The organism is Kitasatospora albolonga (assembly GCA_002082585.1).
Classification (GTDB): Bacteria; Actinomycetota; Actinomycetes; order Streptomycetales; family Streptomycetaceae; genus Streptomyces; species Streptomyces stephensoniae.
The window spans coordinates 3912315-3934715 of the sequence record CP020563.1 but is presented as its reverse complement, the minus strand read 5'-3'; the positions used below and the strand labels follow the sequence as shown (position 1 = coordinate 3934715).

General features: G+C 69.5%; 18 protein-coding genes and 1 pseudogene. 7 read left to right on the top strand and 12 right to left on the bottom strand.

The window, feature by feature from the left end; translation table 11 throughout:
- Positions 1-26: 26 nt before the first annotated feature.
- The 5 genes from B7C62_17075 (at position 27) to B7C62_17055 (ending at position 7465) form a co-directional block, all read left to right on the top strand.
- Positions 27-422 carry a hypothetical protein gene (locus B7C62_17075; protein ARF73788.1) on the top strand — a complete coding sequence of 132 codons (396 nt, stop codon included), beginning with the start codon at positions 27-29 and terminating at the stop codon, positions 420-422.
- The gene (locus B7C62_17070; GenBank protein ID ARF73787.1) at positions 419-1027 is read left to right on the top strand and encodes a hypothetical protein; all 609 of its coding nucleotides are present in this window, start codon (positions 419-421) and stop codon (positions 1025-1027) included. The genes B7C62_17075 and B7C62_17070 overlap by 4 nt, the downstream gene beginning before the upstream one ends.
- A 210-nt stretch (positions 1028-1237) precedes the next feature.
- Entirely contained in the window at positions 1238-1516 is a 279-nt protein-coding gene (locus B7C62_17065) for a hypothetical protein (GenBank protein ID ARF73786.1), read from the top strand.
- Positions 1513-2217, top strand: coding sequence for a hypothetical protein (locus B7C62_17060; GenBank protein ID ARF73785.1), 705 nt, complete (start codon positions 1513-1515; stop codon positions 2215-2217). Before B7C62_17065 ends, B7C62_17060 begins: the two co-directional genes overlap by 4 nt.
- Before the next feature lie 811 nt (positions 2218-3028).
- Positions 3029-7465 carry a conjugal transfer protein TraA gene (locus tag B7C62_17055; GenBank protein ID ARF73784.1) on the top strand — a complete coding sequence of 1479 codons (4437 nt, stop codon included), beginning with the start codon at positions 3029-3031 and terminating at the stop codon, positions 7463-7465.
- 39 nt (positions 7466-7504) lie between these two features.
- On the opposite strand, the gene B7C62_17050 is transcribed toward B7C62_17055, so the two are convergent.
- The 12 genes and pseudogenes from B7C62_17050 to B7C62_16995 all read right to left on the bottom strand — a co-directional run bounded on the left by B7C62_17050 (position 7505) and on the right by B7C62_16995 (position 19948).
- Positions 7505-7888: a hypothetical protein gene (locus B7C62_17050; protein ID ARF73783.1), complete on the bottom strand. Its 384-nt coding sequence runs from the start codon at positions 7886-7888 to the stop codon at positions 7505-7507.
- Positions 7889-8234: 346 nt separating this feature from the next.
- Positions 8235-8630, bottom strand: a complete 396-nt coding sequence (locus B7C62_17045; GenBank protein ARF73782.1) for a hypothetical protein — start codon at positions 8628-8630, stop codon at positions 8235-8237.
- A 360-nt stretch (positions 8631-8990) separates the two neighbouring features.
- A pseudogene (locus tag B7C62_17040) lies at positions 8991-10050 on the bottom strand (methyltransferase).
- Positions 10032-11261, bottom strand: coding sequence for a lanthionine synthetase (locus tag B7C62_17035; GenBank protein ARF73781.1), 1230 nt, complete (start codon positions 11259-11261; stop codon positions 10032-10034). The pseudogene B7C62_17040 and the gene B7C62_17035 overlap by 19 nt, the downstream one beginning before the upstream one ends.
- A complete protein-coding gene (locus B7C62_17030) occupies positions 11258-14323 on the bottom strand; it encodes a lantibiotic dehydratase (GenBank protein ARF73780.1) in 3066 nt (1021 codons plus the stop codon). The genes B7C62_17035 and B7C62_17030 overlap by 4 nt, the downstream gene beginning before the upstream one ends.
- Positions 14324-14416: 93 nt before the next feature.
- On the bottom strand, positions 14417-14614 hold the full coding sequence (locus B7C62_17025) for a lantibiotic precursor (protein ARF73779.1): 198 nt from the start codon (positions 14612-14614) through the stop codon (positions 14417-14419).
- Between the two features lie 52 nt (positions 14615-14666).
- Positions 14667-15905 (bottom strand): methyltransferase, FxLD system, encoded by a 1239-nt coding sequence (locus B7C62_17020; protein ID ARF73778.1) that lies wholly within the window; start codon positions 15903-15905, stop codon positions 14667-14669.
- Positions 15906-16040: 135 nt separating this feature from the next.
- Entirely contained in the window at positions 16041-16532 is a 492-nt protein-coding gene (locus B7C62_17015) for a hypothetical protein (GenBank protein ARF73777.1), read from the bottom strand.
- A 170-nt stretch (positions 16533-16702) separates the two neighbouring features.
- Positions 16703-17320 carry a hypothetical protein gene (locus tag B7C62_17010; GenBank protein ARF73776.1) on the bottom strand — a complete coding sequence of 206 codons (618 nt, stop codon included), beginning with the start codon at positions 17318-17320 and terminating at the stop codon, positions 16703-16705.
- Positions 17321-17442: 122 nt separating this feature from the next.
- The gene (locus tag B7C62_17005) at positions 17443-18813 is read right to left on the bottom strand and encodes a hypothetical protein (GenBank protein ID ARF73775.1); all 1371 of its coding nucleotides are present in this window, start codon (positions 18811-18813) and stop codon (positions 17443-17445) included.
- A 166-nt stretch (positions 18814-18979) separates the two neighbouring features.
- Positions 18980-19435 carry a hypothetical protein gene (locus B7C62_17000; GenBank protein ARF73774.1) on the bottom strand — a complete coding sequence of 152 codons (456 nt, stop codon included), beginning with the start codon at positions 19433-19435 and terminating at the stop codon, positions 18980-18982.
- 39 nt (positions 19436-19474) lie between these two features.
- The gene (locus B7C62_16995) at positions 19475-19948 is read right to left on the bottom strand and encodes a hypothetical protein (GenBank protein ID ARF73773.1); all 474 of its coding nucleotides are present in this window, start codon (positions 19946-19948) and stop codon (positions 19475-19477) included.
- 163 nt (positions 19949-20111) lie between these two features.
- On the opposite strand from B7C62_16995, the gene B7C62_16990 reads away from it, so the two are divergent.
- Both B7C62_16990 and B7C62_16985 read left to right on the top strand, forming a co-directional pair.
- Positions 20112-21515, top strand: a complete 1404-nt coding sequence (locus tag B7C62_16990; protein ID ARF73772.1) for a hypothetical protein — start codon at positions 20112-20114, stop codon at positions 21513-21515.
- Positions 21512-22399, top strand: a complete 888-nt coding sequence (locus B7C62_16985; protein ARF73771.1) for an aminoglycoside phosphotransferase — start codon at positions 21512-21514, stop codon at positions 22397-22399. The genes B7C62_16990 and B7C62_16985 overlap by 4 nt, the downstream gene beginning before the upstream one ends.
- Positions 22400-22401: the final 2 nt, after the last annotated feature.

The window sequence follows — 22401 nt, the reverse complement described above, 5'->3', positions numbered from 1 at the left end:
GCATCCCGAGTCACCAAAGGCCCTCGATGGACGAGACGACAGACGACCGCAGCACCACCAGGACACCGAGCCGCCGGGGAGCCGCCACCCCCAGCCGGGACGGCGTCCACCGACTCAGCGTCCCCCTCCACCCCCGGCTCAGCGCGACCGAGCTGATCCGCGTACTCCTCGCGGCCCCCGAGGAAACCGACCTCTCCGCCCTCGCCCCCGTACAGGTCCGGTCGCTCATCGCCGACGTGCTCACCCACCACGGCTACGACGTGCTCGACCGATCGCCGTACTACCCCGAGCTCGACCGCCACCAGGACGCCCGCCGCGCCGTTCGCCGCGCGTACGGGGCCCGGTTCCTCGACGCCCCCGACGAGCGGACTGTGCTCGCGGACCCGCTCCGCGAAGTGCTCGCCGGAAGCAGGACGCCATGACCACCACCGTCGCCGAGCCGACCGGAGCACGGGCACGGCAGACGTACTACTGGCGAGTGCGCAACGCGCGGACACGCCACCGCCCCGAGAGTGCCGGGCGGGCGTGGCATATCCAGCCCGGACATCCCGGCGGCGCGTACAGCGACCTCGGCCACGAATTGGACCCGCCCGCACACCACACCCCGACCCTGCTCTTCCGCAGCCGGCCGACCGGCCGCCGGGGGGAGCAGCAGGAGTTCCGCGGCGGGTGTCTAGCGTGCGAGTGGGAAGGTCCTGTGCACTGCGGCGACGGGTTCGGGGACGGCGACAACGAGGCGTTGGAGGAGGCGCACGACCATGCGTTCCCCGGCTGGAGGACGCTGCCGCCGATCACCACGGTCAAGGACCGATGGACCGTCCCCCGGAGCCCGAGCCGCTGGGCTCAGCACACCGCCCGCTACCCGGCGGGCTGGATCGACCAGGGCGCTCCCGTCGTGGCGTGGAGCCGGTACCGCCGCGAAGCTCACGCTCCTCCGCACGCGGGACGCCCCCGCTACGAACTCCGCGTCACCCGGCCACCCATCGACCGGTGCCGACGCGCCGCAGATCAGGGCGCCCTCTTCTGATGACCGCCGTCGTCTGGATCAGGGCCCCGCCTCGCTCAACCCAAAGGTGGTTTAATTACCCCGCCGTCAGCGGAGCGGGCAACCTCCGACCGGCCGCGCGTTCGTACGGACGCCACCCACCCAGAGACAGGGCGACGGCCAGCGCGCTATGGCAACAGGCGCTGGCCGTCAAAGGATACTCACCAGTTAGAAAGTAGTCCTTACGAAACTATGGTATGTGACCGACACCCCGACTGTCCCCAGCCCGGCGACATCGCCCAGCTCACGAGGGGTAACAGCATCGGCGCCGATCCGAACGGCACCTTCGTCATCGTCGAGGACCTTCCCCCGACCGGTCGGCATTTCGTGCTCAACCTCCCTATCGGACACCCCGGCCGCGCCGACTGGGCCGCCGCCGTCCCCGTGGCCGACATAGCCACCCTCACCCGGCTCGAACCGGCGGGCAGCCGTACGTGGACTCCGACCCCCGACCCGGACGACATCCAGTGACCGCGCCGAGCGGTCCCGACCCCGACCAAGAACAGGAGACGACCGTGCCCCGCAAGGTAGACGGCCGCCTGCTCCACTCACGCGCGGACCTGCGCCAGCTACACGGCATCAGCGAGCCGACGCTTCAAAACCTCTGGACCGACCGGGAAAACAACGGCCACCCGCCCGTCGCGGACACCATCGGTGGCGTCATGCACTGGGACGCCAACGTATGGGCGACGTGGCACTACGAGCTTCAGCGGCAGCGCGCCGCCGCCAGCACCACCAACCCGCCCAAGCTCGACGGCGACCCCGAAGAGATGGTCGGCCCTGCCGAGGCGGCGAAAATCTGCGGGTTCGCCGACTCCGCCACCGTCTCCCACTACGTCAATAACCCGCCGCAGGGGTGGCCGGCGCCGGACGACTGGGACGAGCTTCCGACTCGGCGTCGCCCGAAGTGGAAGCGCTGGCGCTTGTGGCAGTACCTCGCGGACCGCAAAGGGCGCGGGCACGCCGGCGGGCGCACCGCGGGTCGTAAGGGCCTGGCCTACCCCTACCAGGGAGACGAGCGGCTGACCCTCGCCCGGCAAGCCATCGCGGCGAACCCCAAGGCCACGAACGCCGAGCTGATCCCGCAGCTCCAAGAGCTGACGGAGAAGACGTACTCCCGGCCGACCTGGAACAACATCCTCAAGTCCGCCCGCGAGCACCCTGAGGAGTGACCCGTGCCCGACACCCGCTGTCCGCGCTGCGGTGGCCCGCTCGGTGAACGGCCCGCGCGTTCCCGGCTGACCACCGTCCGCGAGGTTTTCATCTGCACCGCGTGTGGCACGGACGAAGCCGTACGCGAAGCCCAAGGTCAGGCGCCGGTACCGTTCGGTGAGTGGCCCCTGAGCACGTAGCCGCCGGCCGAGCCACACGGCCAGCTTGACGAAGGTCCCCGCTCCGATCCGGGGCGGGGACCTTCGTCGTGTCACCAGGTCCTTGCGGATCGAGCAGGGCCCAACCAAGACCGCACGACCCAACAGCAGGCGACGGGCGGCGGCTACGAGCCCCCACGGAGCGGGAACCCGCTCCGCTCCCCGGGCGGTCGACCGGGTACGGCGGGCGGAGTCACCCGACCCGGTCCCAACCGGCCCTCCGCATCGGAACCGTACGCCGGGGAGCCCGTGGCCATCCAATACGGGGCCGACAACTGGGCGAACCGGCGTGAAGCCGCCGGATATTGGGTGTGCTTCATACGTACACCAGCGACGCAGCTCCGCGCAGGTACCGCACCGCCATCCGATCGTCGTACCGACTCAGCACGTACGGCACCCAGCCCGCGCACCCGCACCGAGGTAACAGTCCAACAGCACATCAGGCTCCACGAGCCTGATCCGCAGGAGCGACCAGGCCCTCCCGAGTGCCCGAGGTTCCCCCTCGTTGATCATGATCTTGATTGAAGAGGACCAAGGTATCGTCACTTCGTGACGATACAATCAGCCAAGACGACCGAAATTGACCGATTGAGGGCGGGGGGTGAGCGGGCCGATGGGGTGGGTCACCATGATCGGCCCGTCCGACGAGCAGGTTGAGTACCGCCTGACCGGCGGTCACGGCTGCGGGAAGTCCGCAGCAGTCGACGCCGCACCCCTCGTCGCAGCCATTGAGGCCAAGGCCGAAGCCGCCGGTGCCCCCGTCGCCTCCCTGCTCGCCAACCGCGAGGCCAAACGCGCCTTCTTCCGTGCCCGCGGACTCATCCGCAGTACGGGCGCCGCGCGGTTCACCGGCTTCGACGCCGTCGAAGTCGCCGCCGCAGCCGGGCTTGACGCTCGCGACCTCTACGGCGAACAGGCCCTTCCCCCACGGTCCGCCGAAGGGCAGGTGGACTACCACCTGGACGCCAGCGAACGCCCCCTGGTCTGGATCGGCGGCGGGCTCGCAGAGTTCGATATCGTGCCCGGCAGCACCCTCGCCCCCGAGCAGTTCCCGGCGGCACGGCGCCTCATGCACGGGGAGGACCCCCGGACCGGGCAGACCCTCGTGAAACCCAAGCTGGCCATCGCGCCGGCCGCCAAGCTCCCCGCCGCTCCGCTGGTCCGCGCCATCCGTCGCGCCGCCGCCGAGCGCGGCGTGCCCCTGGCCTCCCTGCTGGACTCCAAGCGCAAGCAGGACGCCGTCCGCCGGATGGAGAGCCAGCTCAAGCGGTTCGGAGAGTCGCACCGCGTCCCCGTCTCCACGGTGCTGAAGCTCGCCGACGCCGTCGGCATTGACGCTGTCGACCTCTACGGCGAGGAGGTGGTGGAGAAGGCCGTGGCCGCCGAGGCGGGCGGTCGCTTGGACGCCCGCGCACTCCTGCGCGCCGTCGAAGCCCGCGCTGCCGAGACCGGGCAGCAGCCCGCCGACCTGTTCAAGGCCAAGTCCATGAAGCGCCGGTACGCCCAGGTTGAGGGCGAAGGTGCACGGCGCTTCCGTGATTTGCCGATGGACGTCCGCGAAGCCGTCGCGATGGCCAAGGCCGCAGGACTCGCGCCCGGGAACGTGTGGGACGTTGAGGAGATCAAGGCCGCTCTCCTCGAAGGCCGCGTGCAGGTCGGCAACTTCGGTGCCGACGTCACTTTGGACCTGGCGAAGTCGCAGAGCGCGATCCTCGCGTACGCGCCCGAGGAGATCGCCGCTCAGGTCGAGGGCATCTACACGGCTGCTGGCCGCGAGTCCATCGGTGCTCTGGAACGGTGGACCGCGTACGCCATGCGCGGTCACCATGGTGACGGCGACGAGGCCGAGAAGGTGGAGACGAGCGGGTTCTCCGGCTGGATGATGGTCCACCGCGCCGCCCGCCCCGTGAACGGCGCCCCGTACGGAGACCCCCACTTCCACCTGCACTTCACCCTGGCCAACATGGTCAAGGGTGACGACGGTAAGTGGTCCACGATGGCCAGCGGGGGCCGTGACCTCCACCGGCACACCCGGGCCACCCAGTCCCTCATGAACGCCCGCATCCGGAGGGAGCTGACCGACACGTTCGGCATCAGCTTTCGCCGCGACGAGCGGACCGGTGCGTGGGAGATCGCGGCCATCCCCGAGGCCACGATCCGGCTGTTCAGCAAGCGCGACGCCCAGGTCCGGGACCTGCTGACAAAACTCGGCATCGACTACGACAAGGCCACGACCCGTGAGCGCACCGCTGCCTCCACCGCGTCCAAGGCCGCGAAGAACGGCGAAGCCGCCGGCGTCGAGGACGACGTGCTGCGGGCCTACTGGCAGGCCGAAGGCCGCGCTGCCGGTGACGACCCCGACGCCATCGCAGCCAGCGCGATGCAGCAGAGCCGACTGGACCAGAACCCTTCTCTGGACGAGGTGTGCGCCCAGGTCTTCGACCCGAAATCCGGCCTGACTGCGCACGCCAAGGAGTTCACCCACGCTGCCGCCATCGCCGCTGTGCTGGACACCCTCCCGTACGGCGTCGCCGACGCCGACGAGGCCGAACAGCTCACCAACTCGGTCCTGCGTCAAGCTGGATACGCGGTCCAGCTGAACCCGAAGGGCGCCCAGCACTTCACGCATGCCGACCGGTACACCACGGCGGACGTCGTGGCCGCAGAAACGCTCATCGTCTCCGAGACCACGAACCGGCTCAACGAGCACGCTGCCGTCGTCACCAGCGACACGGTCGACATGACCCTGTCCACCGCTGAGGCCCAGCACGGCGGCACTTTCGCGTTCTCCGACGAACAGCGTGCCGTCCTCGAACGGCTCCTCACGGCCGGGCACGGAATCGACGCCGTGGTGGGCATCGCCGGATCGGGCAAGACCACCATCATGAACACCGCCCGGCAGGCATGGGAGGCACACGGCCTCGTCATTGCCGGAGCGAGCACGGCCGCCGTCGCCGCCGCGAATCTGCGGGCCGAGGCGGGCATCGAGTCCCGTACCCTCGCGTCCTGGCTCACCAACGTCCGCAACGGCGGTCCGGGCCTCACGGGCGTTGACGTCCTGGTGCTGGATGAGGCCGCCATGTGCGATGACCGCGACATCGCCGAACTCCTCACCCACGCCGCGATGACCCGCACGAAGATCGTCGGCATCGGTGACCCGAAGCAGTTGCACTCGCCTGGCATCGGCGGTTCCTTCGCTGCCGTGCACCACATCGTCGGCGGACTCAGCCTCAACGAGAACTTCCGGCAAAGGGACGCTATCGAGCGCAGGGCCCTGGAGCTGTGGCGCGACGACGACCGAGTGGAAGCGCTCCGTACGTTCGCCGGGACCGGCCGCGTGCACGCCCTCGCGGACAAGGACGTCACTCTCGCCGCGATGCTCACCGTCTGGGCCGACAAGCGCGCCGCGCACACCGACGACCACACCGCCGTGCAGCAACTCCTCATGCTCGCCGCCACCAACGAGATCGTGGAAGAGCTGAACATAGGGGCCCGCGCCCTCCGGAAGGCGACCGGTGACCTCACCGGTCCCGAGCACGCCTACGCACTGCCCGGCGGCGGCGAGCTGACGCTGTCCATCGGTGACCAGGTCCTTCTTCGGGTCAACGACTACCGGGGCAAGAAGAGCCGAGGCGAGAACGAAGACGTACTGAACGGGTACCGCGGAATCGTCCGCGCCGTCGACGAGGACCGCAGGGTGCTGGTCGAGTGGCGCGAGAAGACCGAGGATGGGCACCGTGACGTTGCCGAATGGGTGGACCCCGACTACATCGCGCAGGGCGGACTCAGCCTCGGCTACGCAATCACCGGCCACAAATCGCAAGGTCTCAGCGTCCAGGAGGCCCTGGTCTACGGCCCCGGAGCCCAGGCGAACGCCCTCTACACCATGATGTCGAGGGACAAGGCCGAGTCCCATCTCTTCCTGCCACTCGCCGTCTACGAGACCGATGCTGACCGCGCCCGCCACGGCAAGGCACTCACCGAGCAGGAACAGCTCGACCGCGCCGTCGCGGGCCTCTGCCGCGAGATCGAGAACGGCACTGAGGAGCGACTGATCCTCACCGAACTCCCGAAGAGTGCGGTCCCCGCCCATGTTCGCCAAGTTGTAGCGGACTTGCCGATCCCGCGCGCTCCCGGTGCTGGAGAACCGCATGGCGCGGACGCTCTCGAAGAGGACCTGGAGCCCCGGAGCCGATTCGCCCCGGCCACCGCCGAGCGGCGCGAGGAACCGACCACACCGCCGAAGCCCGCGCCGACGGCTGACCGTCCATACGCGCACCTCGGTAACTCGGCACTGCGCGACGCTGCGCGCAAGGCTGCCACCGCTGCCCGTGCCACTAAGCGGGCGGCCGAGAAGGCCGAGGCCGCAGCAGACCGAGCCGAACAGCAAGCAGCCGCCGGAACTGGCCCGAACACGCTCGCACTTCACCGGCAGCACCAGGACGTGGCTGACCGCGCCGAGGTGATTCGGGAAGTTCGTGCACTGGACACCACGATTCCCGAGAGGGCTGCCCGGCTGCACCGCACGCAGGCCCGGGTCGAAGGACTCGAACAGCAGCTGGCCGCGACCAGCCGCTTCGGTCGCCCAGCGCTCCGTGGAGAAGACCGGACTGCGGCGGAGGCGGAGCGTGAGGAACTGCTTCGTACATGCGAGAGGGCCGGGCAGGAGCTGGAGCAGCTGAACGCCCGGCTCCAGGAGCTTGCTCAGCACGCCGGACCGGTCGGTGAGCACGATGGCGTGCTCACCGAGGCGGACATGCCGGAGCCGGAGAGGGCCGTGCTCCTACGACGTGCCGCTGTCGAGGACAACCAGGTGGCCAAGCAGTTGCGGGCCGAGGCGACCAAGGCGCGGAGCATGGCTCGTGGGGCCAAATACCGAGTGTTCAGTCTTGAGCGGGAGGTGACAATGCGGGCTCGACGCTGGCAACAGCACACCGGTACCGAAGAGATCGCAGCAGCGCCTTCTCTGAAACCCGAGACTTCGTATGCCGATCGCACGACGATGGACTACGCGCAGCTCAGCACTCCGCCTGACGCACCGCCCGTCTAGATCGTCTACTGCTGGTGCAGTTGCGCGGACGCTGACAGGTCACCTGATGACGACGGCCGTCGCATCGTCGCGGTAGTCGGCCGAGTTCGGGCGGGCAGCGGCCACAAGCGCGTCGGCCAAGGTCTGCGGGTCGTTGGCGTGTTCTCGGACCAGAGCCTCGATCACTTCGTGTGGTGCCTGGTCATGGACCCCGTCAGTGGTGAGGACGAGGGTTCCAGCGGCTGGTACCGAGACGAACGGGACGGTCGCCGGTACAGCCTGGCCCAGTTTGATGCCGACGAAGTCGGACAGCGCCGTCACGGGTACGTTCCCTGCCTCCCCGGCTGCCCGGGAAAGGTATGCGGCGAGGGTGTGGTCGGTGGTCATTTGCTGGAGAGCTTTGCCGTCCCAGTGATAGGCCCGGCAGTCCCCCACCCACACCATGAATCCGCGTTCGTTCGGTCGCCTGACGTAGAGGACACCCACCGCGTCCGGGCCTGACGGGACCGGGCTCGGGTCGTGCACCAGTGCTCCAGCTGACAGCAGACCTGCCAGGGGGCCACGAACCGCTCCGACGCGGGCGGCCGTTTCCGCCAGCATCGGAGCCAGTCGGACTACATCGTCGTCATGACCTGAGCCGTCGATCAGAGCCACGGCTGTATGCGAGGTACTGGTGGACCTGTAGCTGGCCGTAGCATCCGCGATCGGGCCTGCCGTTCCTTCGCGCTGGGCAACGCCAATGGTGGTCATGCGGCTCCTCGACTGTGTGTGATAGGTGTGCTTGGGGTGCTTACGCGGGAGGGGCGAAGACCGCGTTGTCGGGCATGCGAGTGCGGAGTTTTTCGGGGATGGTCCCCATGAGCCAGAGCCGGTGTGTCACGTGCACGGTGCCCGCCGGGTCGGTCAGCAGGATGTAGCGGTGCTCCGTATTTCCCACGTAGCCGATCTCCGGCGGGAACCCCTGCTCCTCGGTCCACGACAGGTAATGGACGCCGTCGATCCGGAGGGCACGTCGGCCGTCCGGGTCTTGGTCTCCGAGCATCGCGTACCCCAGGCACGTCAGCCAGAAGTCGCACGAGCTGCACACCCGGTATGCGGCCATCCGCGTACCGACCCCTCGGATCTCCTGGTCCGTCCCCTTGGTGGGGCACAACTTGCACTGGAATGCCGTGCTCTGCGCGGGCACGGGGGTCCGCCTCATGTGCCGGACCCACGCCGGACGTGCTTGCACCGGACACCGCGCTCAACATCCTGGAGTGAGGGTCTGCGACGTGCCCCGCAGTCCATGCACCTGCTGTCCCAGGGCATCGACCGTGCACCGGGGTACGGCGCCTCCGGCCTGTAGCGCGCTTCGCGCATCAGCTCCTCGGCGGCCTCTTCAGTGGGCCCACCGGCGGGCGGAACGGAAGCACGTGAGGGGCCGGAAGCGGGCTCCGGGATCGAGTAGACCGGGGTGGGGCCCCCGAACACCAAGCCGAGGCTCACCCATCTCGGCTGTGAAGGGGTGGTCATGGCGTGCCCTTTCTCGTACGTCCTGGTCCGATGGTCAGGGGGCGTCAGCGGCGGGGTAAAAGGTCCGGCCGGTACACGGTTTCGGATGACGGGCGTCGTCATGAGCCTTGCCTCTCCCTGTGCAGGATGGCGGCCCTGGCGGCCCAGGCGAGGATGCTCTGCCCGCGCATGGACAGGCCGAGCCGGTTCCAGTGGAAGATCACGTGGTAGCTGAGCACCTGCCGCAGACCGCGGTCGAGCGTCCCGTCCTGTACGCCGTTGGCGAGGGTCTGGCCCGTGCTGCGGAACGCGGCAGCCCACTCGGCGACGGGTTCCAGCGGCCCGCCGGAGCGCAGCAGGGTGTCGCTGTCGGCCAGAAGGAGGGGGCGGATCTCCTGGGCTCGGGCGTTGAGCCGTTCCACCGGAACATCACTGACGGCTGAGCGGTGTTCCGTCGTGATGACCCTGTCCCAGACGTCGCCCTGCTCGTACCACTCCAGCCGAGCCGCACGCATCATGACCGTGCACAGCAGGACGGACAACTCCCTGGTTCCGACGGTGAGACCGCCGTGCTGACGCAGGCGCTGGATCTCGCGGCTGTCGGTGACGAAGAGAAAGTGCGCGGCCGTCATGCTGGCCTTCCCGCCGAACGCTGGAGTCTCCGGTTCGTAGATGCCGGCCCACCAACGCTGAAGGTGTCCGTCGGAGACGAGGCGGTCGAAGTGGTCCCCGATGCTCAGCTTGGCGCCGCCGCCCGCGGGCTGGACGTGGAGCCGCAGCCGCCAGCAGGGGTGTTTTCTGGTGTACCACCAGCCGCTGATGAGGCCGGTGGTCTCCGCCTCCTGTAGCAGAGGCAGGACGTGCGCGGCGAAGGTCTCGTCTGCTTTCGTCCAGTCGGTGAAGTGGAGGTAGACCTGCTGCCAGTTGGCCGTGGGGGCGTGCCGGGCCAGGGCCTCTTGGCCTGCCTGGTCGTAGACCGCCATGGCGTCGGACAGGGTCGTCGGTTCCATCCCGTACTGGGCTGCGACTTCGGGAATCGGCAGGCCGCCGAGGGCGGCGGCGACGGCGCGCTTGATCGGGCCCTGCTCCGGCGGGATCAGTTGATCAGGAGACATGCGTCCCATCCGGTGATCGGGGCCTGCTGTGAGGCGTGGGTGGTCAGGGCGAGCGCGGTGCCGGCGTCACCGTTGATCAGGCCGGGCCCGGTGAGGCCGGGCCGGGCGTTCGCCGCGAGAGTGCTGCCGAGACTCTTCGGCAGGGTCCGGAGGCGGGGGTCGAGGGCATCGGCGGCGGCGCGGACAGCGGTCTGGTAGATGCCTGCCCAGCCGTGGCACAGGCCGGAGCCGGTGACGTGCGCGAGCTGCGCGGGGTCGGTCAGGGAGCAGTACAGGGCGTCTTCGTAGAACGCCTGGACATCGTGGGCGCGCAGGGCGAGCCCGGCGAGTTGTCCGGCTCGTGCGATGCCTGTGGTTCCGTAGCACCAGCTCGGCCGGGTGGGAGCGTCGTGGTGCGGGTGCCCCAGGTCGAGGTCATGGCGCGAGATTTGCTCGGGCCACCACGGGCCGCGGGGACTGAGCTGGCACCAGGCGTCGAGGTGTTCGCAGATGCTCCAGATGGCTTCGCGGTGACCTTGGACGGTGATGCCGCGGCGCATGGCCTGGGCCAGCAGGAGAAGCGGGCCGGTGATGCCGTGCGCGGCACCGAAGTTGCCGTGGCCGCCCGGGAAGTGGGGGGACTCACCGCGGGTCGGGTCGTGGCCGACCCACCAGCCTGGCAGGCCACGGCCGTTCGGGGCCAAGGGGCGGGTCAGGGCAACGAGGTACTTCAGGATTCGTTCCAGGGGCAGCCCTTCGGGGTCGGTCCGCAGGAGGTACGCCCCGATGCCGGTCAGGCCGTAGAACAGGTCGTACTCGGCGAACGTGGGCAGGTCGCCCTTGCTGATACGGGTGAGCGCGGCGTCCACGCGGCGGTGGGTCAGGTCGGTGATGTGCTGGTGCAGGGTCCGGCGTGCCGGTTCGTACAGATGCTGGAAGGGCGGCGGGACGGTGGTGAGGACGAAGCCGAGAGCCGGGGCGCCGAGGAACAGCCCGGCGGTGTCGGCCGCGCTGATGTGCCCGGCCGCTGCGGCAGTGATCCACCGGTGGGCGGGCCGCCAGGAACCGCCGTGATGGCTGGCCGTCTCGACGTGCAGCAGGCTGATCCCGGCCGCGCCGTCGGCGAGCGACTGCACCGCCCAAGGTTCGTCCGGAGGCGGGGGGACGGGGTGGGCGAGCTGGGTGGTGTACTGCTTCAGGATCGCCGCCGTGGCGACGGACGGCGCGGTCATCGGGCCGCCATCCGGTGCTGAAGGGCCGCGGTCCGTACGAGCCGGATGGTGGTCTCCTCAGTACGCGGGTCGACGCCCAGGGCCCGGACGTGGTGCTGGTGCAGCAACGACCGGACGACGTCGAGCGGATCACGCCGGCCGGGCAGGGCCGTCCGGTAGGTGGCCACGGCGAAGGCGCGGGCCCGCCATGCTTCGGCGACCGCAGGGCCGCCGGGGAGGGCCGCGAGCGCGGAGGCGCCGGTCGGCGCGGCGAGTTCGAGCACTTGGGTACGCAGGGACCGGTCCAGTCGCCCCGTGCCCTGCGGGAGGTTGTGCACCAACCACTCCTCGGCCGCCGTGATGTCCGGCGCCAGGGGAGTGACGAGGTGCAGGGCGCTGGCCGCGGCGAGGGCCTGCGGGGCGAGCGCGTCAGTGCGCTCGGCGAGCTGGATCTGCGCGAGGGCGGCGACGGAGTCCGCGGCGAACACCTGGTGCGCGGCGTCCATGGCCGCCTCACCGCCGAAGCGTCCGGTCTGCGGCTGGTACGGGGCCAGGACGAGCCCGGCCGCCAGACCGGCCCGATGCAGGCTGTCCGCCCACCCCCGGACGTGCTGGGCGGCTGCTCCGTAGGCGTCCGGCGGCAGGTGCAGGGTGAGGTCGAGGTGCTGGTCGGCGTCCGGGCGGGCCATCTCGCGGTGCCGCGTGAACCACCAGAGCGGTGGGGCGTCGCCGAACGCGGCGAGGAGGCTGGGCAGGTGGTGGCTCAGGATCTCGTCGTAGCGGCGAGGGTGGGCGTGGAGCTGCACGAGCAGGACGCCGCCAGCGCCCGGAAGATGGCGTCCGTGGGCTGTCGACGTGGCGGGGCGCGGCCGGGGCGCATCGGCGGTATCCGGCTTCAACTGGCCCAGGGAGAGCCAGATTTCGTGTGCCCGTCCGATCCAGCCGTGGGCGTCGGCGTCCGGGACTTCGCGCAGTTCCAGGCGCCGGGCGTTGTCGAGGTGGGCGCGCAGGGCTCGGCGGTGGACCGGGTGGGTGAGGTCGAGGGGGAGGCGCTGGTCGTACTCGATGACGGCGACCTGCATCGGCACGTGGAGCCGGTCCCGCCAGGCGGCGAAGGCGTTCTCCCACTCCTCGGTCGAGGCTTTGCGGCCGGGCAGGTCTTCGGCCATCAGCAGCCATCGGGCCTGCGTGAGGACGGTGCGGCGGTAGCGCACGCGAGGAAGGAACGGGAGCCGGGAGCCGGCGCCGAAGTCGAACGGTTTGTATGCGGCGTACCGTCCGTTGGCCACCTCGGCGAGGAAGCGGGCCAGTGGCGGAGTCTGCGTCCCGCCCTCCAATGCGTGCAGGACTCGTACGTCGATGCGCCGACCGGTGGAGAGCTGCACGAGGTGGAAGGTGCGCGGGTCTGCGGTGACGGCGATGTCGGCGAGGGGAATCGTCGTCTCGTCCGTCTCTTGGTGGCCGGACAGCTCGATGACGTGCGGCAGGAGCCGAGGCGTGCGGGTGACGTTCTCGTTGCGGCGGCGGCGTGGAGGGAACACGAGCTGCGCCGTGAGGCCGTCCGGCGCCCCCTGGTACGTCGCGGCGAGCGCGTCCTGATGCTCGGGCGGCAGGACGTGGGCGAAGCGGCCCGCCATGCTGCTGCCGGGGCGGGGGACCGCGGTGAGCAGGAGGTCGAAGGTGCCGTTGGACAGGGCCCGGGTGCTGGACGAGTGGACCTCGAAGGCGACCTCCACCCGGGGCGCGAACAGCCGCTCGTCCGTTCCGGCAGCCTTCTCCAGGGCGTTGACCATGTCGTCCGTCAGCCGCAGTTCGTCGCGGCCGTCGAGGAGGACTTGCTGCACCAGGGCGAGGAGCAGTTCGTCGCGGTCGGTGCGCACCTTCAGGGCGGCGCTGCGTTCGGAGCCGACGTACCCGGCGGGCAGCCCGAGCCCGCTGTCCGCGACCAGGTCCATCACCGGCACCACGGCGCCGACGCCGTACCGGGCCCGGAACCGGCGGTGGTAGTCGCGCCAGTGCTGGTAGCCGTAGGGCTGGGGGGTGGTCCGGTAGAGGGCCGATACGGCTGCCTGCGCTTCCGCGATCACGGCCTGCGGGAGCTGGGTCTCGCAGTCGAGGGCGGTGTCAATGAGCAGCGGTGTCGGGGTGACGGCGGTGAGGTCGAGCATCCGCGCGGCGACGGCGCTCACGCTGGTATCGGAGATCATCGGCTGGTGGGCGGACACCTCGTCGCGCACGGCGTACAGCGCGTGGACCAGGTCCCGCACCTCGGGGATACCGTCCGCCTGGTACCGGTCCAGTTCGTTGCACAGGTGCTGGAAGGCGTCCACGGTGGTCATGGGCGCCCAGAGGCTGGTGACGAGGAACTGCTGCTCGACCAGGCTGGTGAGAAGGACGTCGATCTTCTCCGAAGTGGCCTGCGGGAAGCGGTCACGCAGGTAGCCGTGGAGATCACCGTAGGGGAGGGGGGCGCGGGCCGCGTCCAGGGCGGCGGCCACCGGCCGGGAGTTGCGGACGGATATCTCGACCGGGGCCAGGAGGACGGCGTGACCGTCGGAGGGCGGGCCCGGTGCCACGAGCCGGTCGCCCCGCGTGCGGGCGGTGTTGTTGGCGACGAGCGGGAGCCGCGCCAGTAACGCGGGGATGCGCTGGAGCCGGAGAACCATGTCGGTGACCCATTCAGAGTCCGGCCGGATCAGCACGCGGTGCTTGTCGCGCCACCGCGCGCTTGCCCTGGGCCCGACGGCCACCGGAGCGGTTCCCGCGAACAGGCCCAGCGGGGTCGCCCGGTGCTGCCACCGCAGGAGGTAGGAGACGGTCGACAGCGCGGTGCGGCGGACGTGACGGGGCTCAGTCTGTCGGCCTTGGACGACTGCTTCGACGGCGTCGGACAGGACGGGGGTGGCCAGCTCCAGCGCGTTGCGGAAGTCCTCGCGCTGCCAGATGCGGATCAGCCATCCGCGGGTGACGGCCACGTTGTTCAGGTCGAGAGTGCGGGGGATGTCTGCCGGTCCGGGGCTGGTGGTGGCGCGCAGCATCGCAACGCCTTGCCACAGGTATCCGGCGGCTGCTCGGGAAGCCATGAGGCCCTTCCATGAGGCGGCGCGGAGAGGGAACGGGGCCCGTGGGCCGGGCGAAGCACTTCGCCCGGCCCACGGACGAGGGGTCGGCCTCGATCAGGCCGGGTCCTCGGTGAACGAACCGCAGGCGGACGCACCGGTCGCGCAGGTGGAGCCGCAGCCGTCACCCGTCGAGCACATGAGGTGGCCGTACGAGTGCTCGGCGATGACGACCTTCACGTCCAGGGGCGCGAAGTCGTCGTCCAGGTCCGCCGACGGCGTGACCAGAGGCGAGGCGAGAGTGGCGCTCGTCATGATGTGTCCTTCTTCCTGTTGGGGTGGTGCGGGATGACCCGGCTCCCGGGGGTTATGCCGAGGGCCAGGAGAGCGAGATCCGGCTGTGCACCTTGTCGATGACCCGGTCGGCCGGGATCTGCTCATCGGGGGTGCTGGCCGGATAGACCCGGATGACCGGGCTGGGGCCGCCGCGCCGGTTCGCCTCCCAGTCGCGGAGCACGTCGGCGATCTTGTCGGCGAACTGCTCCGCGTGCGGGCCGAGGGCGTGCACGCCGTACTCCAGGTGCTTGTTGTCCTCGGTGCGGCGGGTGACGAGGTAGGCGAAGGTGTCGTCCTCGACGGCCGCGAGGGCGAACCGCTTGTTCACGGGGGCGACCACGCCCGTGTCCGAGTTCTCGTCAACGGCCATGGTGCAGAAGCCCGGCAGGCTGATCGCCATCGCCATCTGGAGGGTGTCGATGAGTTCTCGGATGCGGACCGTCACGCCGGTCCACAGTTCGTGGCGCGGGAACGTGACGGCGTTGTCGAGCCGGTGCGGATCGGCCGGCAAGCCGTCATCAAACTTGAGCCCGATCTCCGGGGTGCCGTTGACGAGAAGGAGTTCTTCCCGGTGCGCGTTCGAGCCCTGCATCGGGACGAAGCCGCAGATCCGCGCCGAATCGCTCTCCAGGTACGGGCCGTGCTCGCCCTCGACCTGGGTGAAGGCGACCGACCGGGTCAGGCCGCGCATCCGCAGCGGGACGACGAGCCGGCCGCCCTCCTTGAGCTGCGCGGTCCAGGCCCGGGAGATGTCCCAGGCCCCGGCGGTCACCATCACGACGTCGACCTCGCCGAGATCCGGGACGGGCTCGGCGGCGTCAGCGGTGACGACGTGCACCCTGCCGTAGCCGTGCTGGGCAAGGAGTCGGCGGGCGCGGTCGGTGACGACGGGGTCGATGTCCACGGTGACGACTTCACCGTCCTCACCGACGAGCTCGGCGAGGTAGGCCGCGTTCAGCCCGCCCGAACCGATCTCCAGCACCCGCATCCCGGGCTTCACCTGGGCCTGCTCCAGCATCATCGCCTGGATCTGCGGCGCGGAGACGGAGCTGAGCTGCACACCGTGCTCGTCCGTCCTGGTGATCACCGCCGCGTACGTGTCGTACGCCTTGTCCAGCGGGGTGTCCGTGGGGGTGAACTCGTGCCGGGGCACCTTGCGCATCACCGCTTCGATCTCCGGAGAGGAGATGTTGCCGTCCGCGCACAGCTCGTCCACCACCTTGTTCCGCAGACGGGTCGCCTCGTCGGGCTTGACGGTCGTGTTCGTCATGGACTTCCTTCGGTCGTTTGGGCCGGACCGCCGAGGGGCGGCGGTTTCGTTCTGACCGGCGCGCGAGGGCTCTGGCGCCGGTGGTGAGCCGCCCGGCGGTTCTGTCCTTACCACTCAGGACCGCCGGGCGGCCGTCTAAGCGGCGGGCACAAGATCGTTCGGATTGACGACCTCGTAGTCCGTCAGGTCGCGTACGAGCCCGAAGGCCAGGAACCAGCGCAGCGTCTCCTTGTCCGTGTACGGCACGAACCGGTGCTCGCCGGGGGCCAGACGGACGCCGAGGCCGGCGGGCGTGCACGGCGTGCCGAGTACGCCGGAGAGCACCGAGGCGCGTACGAGCAGCGCGGTGTACCCGTGGCGGAGGCGCGGGGACATCGCGGCGGCAGCGGCGTGATCCAGGCAGACGGGCGGGTGGACGGTCCGGACCGTGCCGGACTCCAGGCGTTCGTCGTCGGTGACGAGATGGAGATGGCGCCCGCCATTCGTCTGGGCCAGACGGGCGCAGACCCCGCAGTACCGGCGCAGCATCACCCCGTGCTGACGCCCCGGGTGCAGCATGCCGTCCAGCGGCCTCCCGACCGGGCGCCCGCTACTGCTCAGGGCCGCCGAGTAGCGGGCCCAGAGCACCCCTTTTCCGTCCCGGTCGCCTTCACCCTCGTCCCAGTACGCCAGATACTCTCCGGCCGCACCGCACCTGGTGGTCAAGGCCAGCGGCGAATCAGGAGTTTCGCCCTCGCGGGCGAAGACGTAGAAGGCCGGCCCCGAGTACTCGTCGCTCCGCAAGGTCGTAATTTCGGTCACTGGATGGCTCCACGGTGCTCAACGGTCGGTTGCAGGAGGCCGTTCTGTGCTGCCAGGTCGGCCAGGTCCACGGGGGTGACGCCGCACAGCCTCACGATCTCGCCGGCCGCGACGACCCACCGCGCGGCGGGGTCCCCGTACGCCACGTTCCACATGCCGTCCTTGCTGTCCGACAGGTGGGGCTGGAGGTCCCCGTCGTAGACGAGGCCGTTGACGCCCCACAGCTCGGTGCGCTGCACCAGCGCCGCCGCGTACCCCCGGCGCAGGAACGGGCAGCCTCCCTCGGACACGGACTCGACGGCGCACGGCAGGCAGACGGGAGGACTCATCGTCAGCTCCCCGTCTTCGATCGGCCGCCCGTCCGCGGACCGCTGGAGGAACAGATGCCGCTCCCCCCACGCGCTGAAGTAGGTGCGCCCGTCCTGGCCGGTGTTCTCGTACGTGTCGGTCTTGTCGACCTGGCAGCGCATCCAGCCCAGAGCCTGCCGCTGCCGGATCGGGTGAATCTCCTTCAGGAGCGGGACACCCTGCCCCCGTGCGATACCACGGCGGCCCCACAGCACACCCTGATGACGGTCGGTGCTGACCTCATCCGCGTACCCGAGGCGCCACACCCCTCTCCCGTCGCGAACCCGGCGGATCGCATCGCGCCGGGCCTTCTCACCCGTCCACGGAGCGATCCACGGCACGCGGCCCCCACGCCAGAAGCCCGGCGACTCCTTCGTCACGGCCGCCGTCACGACGCCCGTCCGGCGTGTGCGAGCCCGGGCGGCTGGAGGATCTTCCCGTCGGGCAGGAGCCCTCCGCCGTCCTCGAACAGGACGCTGCCGTTGCACAGCCGCGCCGACCCGACACCGTCATCCCGCCCCACGACCCGCGCGGCTTCCCAGTCCGTGCTGTCAGCGCTGGGGCAGGGCGGGATGTGGTCACACGCGGTCCTCGCCCCTGCGGACGCTGTCACAGGCGGTTCGGAGAGGTGCAGCAGGTCACGCACCGCGGCACTGAGGCAGGCCGTACGCCAGAGCCGGGCCTCGGGGCCCGGCGGCGGGGCGAGCGCCGAGACCGCAGCCCGCCGCACGACTGCGTCGACGTACCCGTCCGAGTGCTGTGCCATCACCAGCGGGACCAGGTGTGCGACTGCGGCTGTCAAGGCCCCGGTAGCGCTGTCCAATGCGGACTGGGGCGGGTTCATGCGATGGCTCCACCACGTGTGGGCGCGTCGGCATGCCTCCCCGATACCGTAGGTGCTGAGGTCGGCGTCGGAGGGCGCGACCACGTCGAGCCGGGTGAGCAAGGCTTCCACGGAGGGGGGCGGCGAGACGGGGAACGGCAGTGCGGGGCGGACCCTGGGGCGGACTCCCGTCCGGCGGATGAGGACCCCCTCACCCTCCAGGATGCCCAGCGCCCGTGTGACGTCTACCGCTGCGGACGCGAGGGCGCGCGAGAGCACCGTCAGAGCCGGCAGGGTCATGCAAGGCGGGTAGACGCCTGCCTTGATGAGGTGGCGGAGCCAGTCAGCGATCTGCCCAGGACGGTCGACGGGCGCCCTGCGTCCGGCGACCCGGGCGCGGTCGGCCCGGAGGACCACCGCGCCTTCGCTCTCCAAGTCGCGCATGGCGAGAAGCACGCGAACGATCGACGCGGGGGAACAGCCGAACTCTGCCGTGATCCGCGCCGCAGGCAGCACACTGCCGGGCAGGTAGACCTCGGCCGCAATACCCTCCCGCAACCGGGCCGCGATCTCGGCGACCCCGGGCCCTGGCCTCTCCGCCTCCATCAGCATGCGCAGCAGCGCACGGGAGGCAGAGGACGCGTCTAAGAAGTCGGCCTCCGTCCGGGGAGGATCGCCGTTGACCCGGCGCGCGGCATCGATCGCCTGCCGCCAACGATTGCTCGCTGTCGGCGAGCCCTGCGCCTCGCCGAACCGGCGCTCAGCGAGGGGAATCCACGGTGCGACGATGGCCCGCACCGTCTCGCAGACGCGGCTGAAATCTGAAGCGGGTCCGAACTCGACCACTCGCGTGGTCCGTTGCAGGAGGCCCAGCTGCGTCCTGAGCTCCTGATAGCAGTCAGCCGACGACGTGCTCTTCTCGCTTGTGACGGTCATGACGGCCTTCCGCCCTCTCGAAGCTGGTGGTGTACGCCTTGCCCGGCGCCTTCGTGGTGCTGCGGGGCGCGGAGCACGGGGAGATTGCCGAAGTCGTACGTGTCGCGCGGGAGGGCCATCGCGGTGGCGGTCACGGCCGGGTGCCGAACGGAGCTGGGGGCGTGCGTCACTCCGCCCCCTTGATGTAGCGAGCCTCGATCAGCTCTTCGACCAGGTCGGAGGTAACGAAAGCCAGACGACGAGCGAGGCCGACGGCCTGCTGGTAGTCCGCTGGCACACACTTCTCCCGCAGGGGGAGACCGCGTTCAACGAGCTGGACCATTTCCGCGGAGGGCGGGTACTGCTTGTCCGCGACGGCGATGTCGCTCAGCTGCTTCAGATGACCGCAGAGGCGGTCAATCAGGTCGCCGGTCGTCGCGATGGGCGGCGGCTGGTTGCCGATTGCCGTGTCGAGGTCGTCAAAGACCTTCTCCAGATCGAGCGGCTTCCAGTTCTTGATCCGTTCCAGGACGGACCACAAGCCCTCTGCGTCGAGTGGAGGGGTCCACTTCGTTGCACGGCGGGGCGCGTCGGGCGGCGGAGGAACCACGTCGTTCTCCGGAACCAGAACGGTGAGGGACATCGGGAACTCCTGGACAAGGCCAAGTGCCGGCCGTGGGGGCTAGAAGTGCTCGGAGGGCTCTGGGTTGCCTATGAAGACCCACACGTCCTTGCCCGCCGAAGTCATGGACACGGACGTGTCGTCGGCCAGGGCACGAAGCAGCATCAGCCCGCGCCCCTCTTCGGCCAGAGGGTCCGGCGACGAGTACACCGGCGGACAGCGGTCCTGGTCGCGAACGATGGCGGTGACGCCGTCCGGCATCTTCTGGAGGAGCAGGCTGGCCATCCGGCACCCGTCGGCGTCCGCGGAGGTGTGCTGCAAGACGTTGGTGAGCAGTTCGTTGACCACGGTCAGCATGCGGAACGCGATGCCGTTGTCGACGCGCCACCAGCAAAGGTGCGCAGCGACGATGTCCCGCACGGTACCCAGGTCTTCAGCCCGGACGTTGAAACTCATGTCGAGTTGACTGTCCACGCTCCTGGACGTGGCTCGAACAGAAGCTCCCCGCTCGCGGGTGTCGAGGAGTAGTTCCATCGCTGCTTCCTCCGTTCTGCCAGAACCCCTTCAGCAGGGGTGGGTTGCCGTGTGTACTGGAGTGGAACCGATCAGCAACCATTTAGGCAGAGCGCACCGAGAACGTGCAGAGCCTGATGCCGAGAGGTGAAGAGTTCGGCATCAACGACTTCGGGGGCAGGACATGCCGCAGCCAATGAAACAGCTCGATCCCGGGGCATCCCCCCAGGAGTGGTTCGGGAACGAGCTGCGCAGACTGCGCTTGGAACAAGGGCTGTCTGCCAAGGCGTTGGGGCGGTTAGTGCAGGTCAGCGACGACATGATCTTGGCGATCGAGAAGGGCAAGTACCCGAGCTGTCGCCGCGATGTAGTTCAGCGGCTCGATGATGCCCTCGGCACGGGAGGGCTCCTCGACCGCGCGTGGCCGATGGTCTTCGGCAACCGCGATGCCGATAGAAAACGGGCTGATGCCGATAAGGCTTCCACGCGCCGGGGGGAGGGACCCACGCAGGCGTCGACAGGCCGCATCCTGGGCAGAGACGAACCAACTCTTCGCCCTGGGAGCCAGGAGCCCGTGATTCGACGCTCGTTCCTCCAGATCGGCGGCCTCGCCGCCATAGCCCCTCTCAACTTCACCGACGTCTTCGCCCCCGCGGAACTGTCTCTCCCGGCACATGTCAACCCGAGCCACGTCGACCAGGTCTTGGCCGTGGCCACCTCCATCAGCGGTATGGACAACGAGCTGGGCGGCGGTGGCGTGGTGCGTGACGTAGCCGCCCGAGCGATGCAGTGGTCAGCCGGCCTGCTGCAAGCCCAGTTTCCCGAGCACCTACGAACCGACCTGTTCGCCGCTGTATCGCGACTCGGGATCGTGGTCGGCGCTTCGGCCTTCGACGCCTACCACCACGATGAAGCCACCCAGACATTCCGGTTCGCAGCGGACTGCGCGGAGGAGGCCGGCGACTGGCATCTGCGGGCAAAGACGTACTCGTTCCTTGCTCGGCAAGCTGTGTGGATCGGAGCCCCCGACGACGGTCTCACCTACGCCGAGAAGGGACTTGTGCGTTCCGACCGCCTTACGGCGACCGAGCAGGCAATGCTTCACACGGCAAGGGCCAGAGCCTTCGGCAAGATGGGCAACGTCCGCGACACGATGGCGGCCGTCGGTGCAGCGGATGAAGCGTTCACCCGTGCCCGGCCCGCCGAAGATTCGCCCTGGATGACCTACTACGACACAGCGCAACACAACGGGGACACGGCTCACGCGCTGTTTGATCTCGCCATCCTTGCCGGACAGGACCCGGGCCGAGCGGCCCGCCGATTCGGTACGGCGGTGAAGGGACACACGGATGCCTACAAACGGTCTCGTGCGATCTCGCGGACGAAGCTTGCCTCCCTGCTCATGGCCAAGGGTGATCCCCACCAAGCGGCGGCGCTCGGCCACGATGCCCTGAACGAGGTCGGCCGACTCACCTCCCGGCGAGCGGTCGACGATCTGCGGCAGCTCGGTCGCTTCGCATCGAAGCACCGGACTATTCAGGAGGCTTCGGCGCTGCGGGATCGGATCGCCGCTACGGTTTCCGCATGACTTCTTCGGCAGCCGCGCCTGTGAGAAAGGTCCTGGAACAGGCATGTTCCGCGATCGGTCTGGACTCCGAGGGGGCGGAACCGCTGCGTCTGGCCGAGAACCAGATTTGGCGGTTGCCTCATCAACGGGTGATCGTGCGGATCGCACGGGAGGGGCAGAGTGATGCGGCGGCCCGCGAGGTGCGCGTTGCGCGTTGGCTCGCGCAGGAGAACATTCCGGCCGTTCGCCTGGTCGACGTTGAGCAGCCGGTCGACGCAGCCGGTCGACCGGTGACCTTCTGGGAGGAGCTTCCGCCCCAGGAGCACGGCTCCGTTGAGGATGTTGCTCAACTCCTCTCGCAGTTGCACTCCTTGCCCATCCCGGCGATCGAGCTGGGGTACCTCGACCCCTTCGTCCGGGTCGATGAACGGTTGCAAGCGGCCACCACGATCCGTGACGACGACAAGGAGTGGCTGCACGCCCTTCACCGGGACCTCGTAGCGGCCTGGGCCGATCGGCCGGCAGGTCTTCCCGACCGGGCTGTGCACGGCGACGCCTGGCCCGGCAACATCGTCCGTACGGCCGACGAGGTCCTGATGATGGACCTGGAGCGCTTCTCGGTGGGGCCCCCGGAGTGGGACCTCGTGTCCACCGCCGTGCGCGCGAAGACCACCGGAGCCGTCAGCAGTCGCGAGTACGACCAGTTCTGTGCGGTCTACGGACATGATGTGACGGCGTGGGAGGGCTATCCCATCCTCGCGCGCGCCCGTGAGCTGCGGATGGTGACGTACGCGGCGCAGCACGCAGCCAGCAATTCGGAGTGGAGGAGTCAGGCGCAGCACCGGATCGACTGTCTGCGCGGTCGATCCGGTCCGCGGCCATGGTCGTGGAAGGGCATCCTTTGATC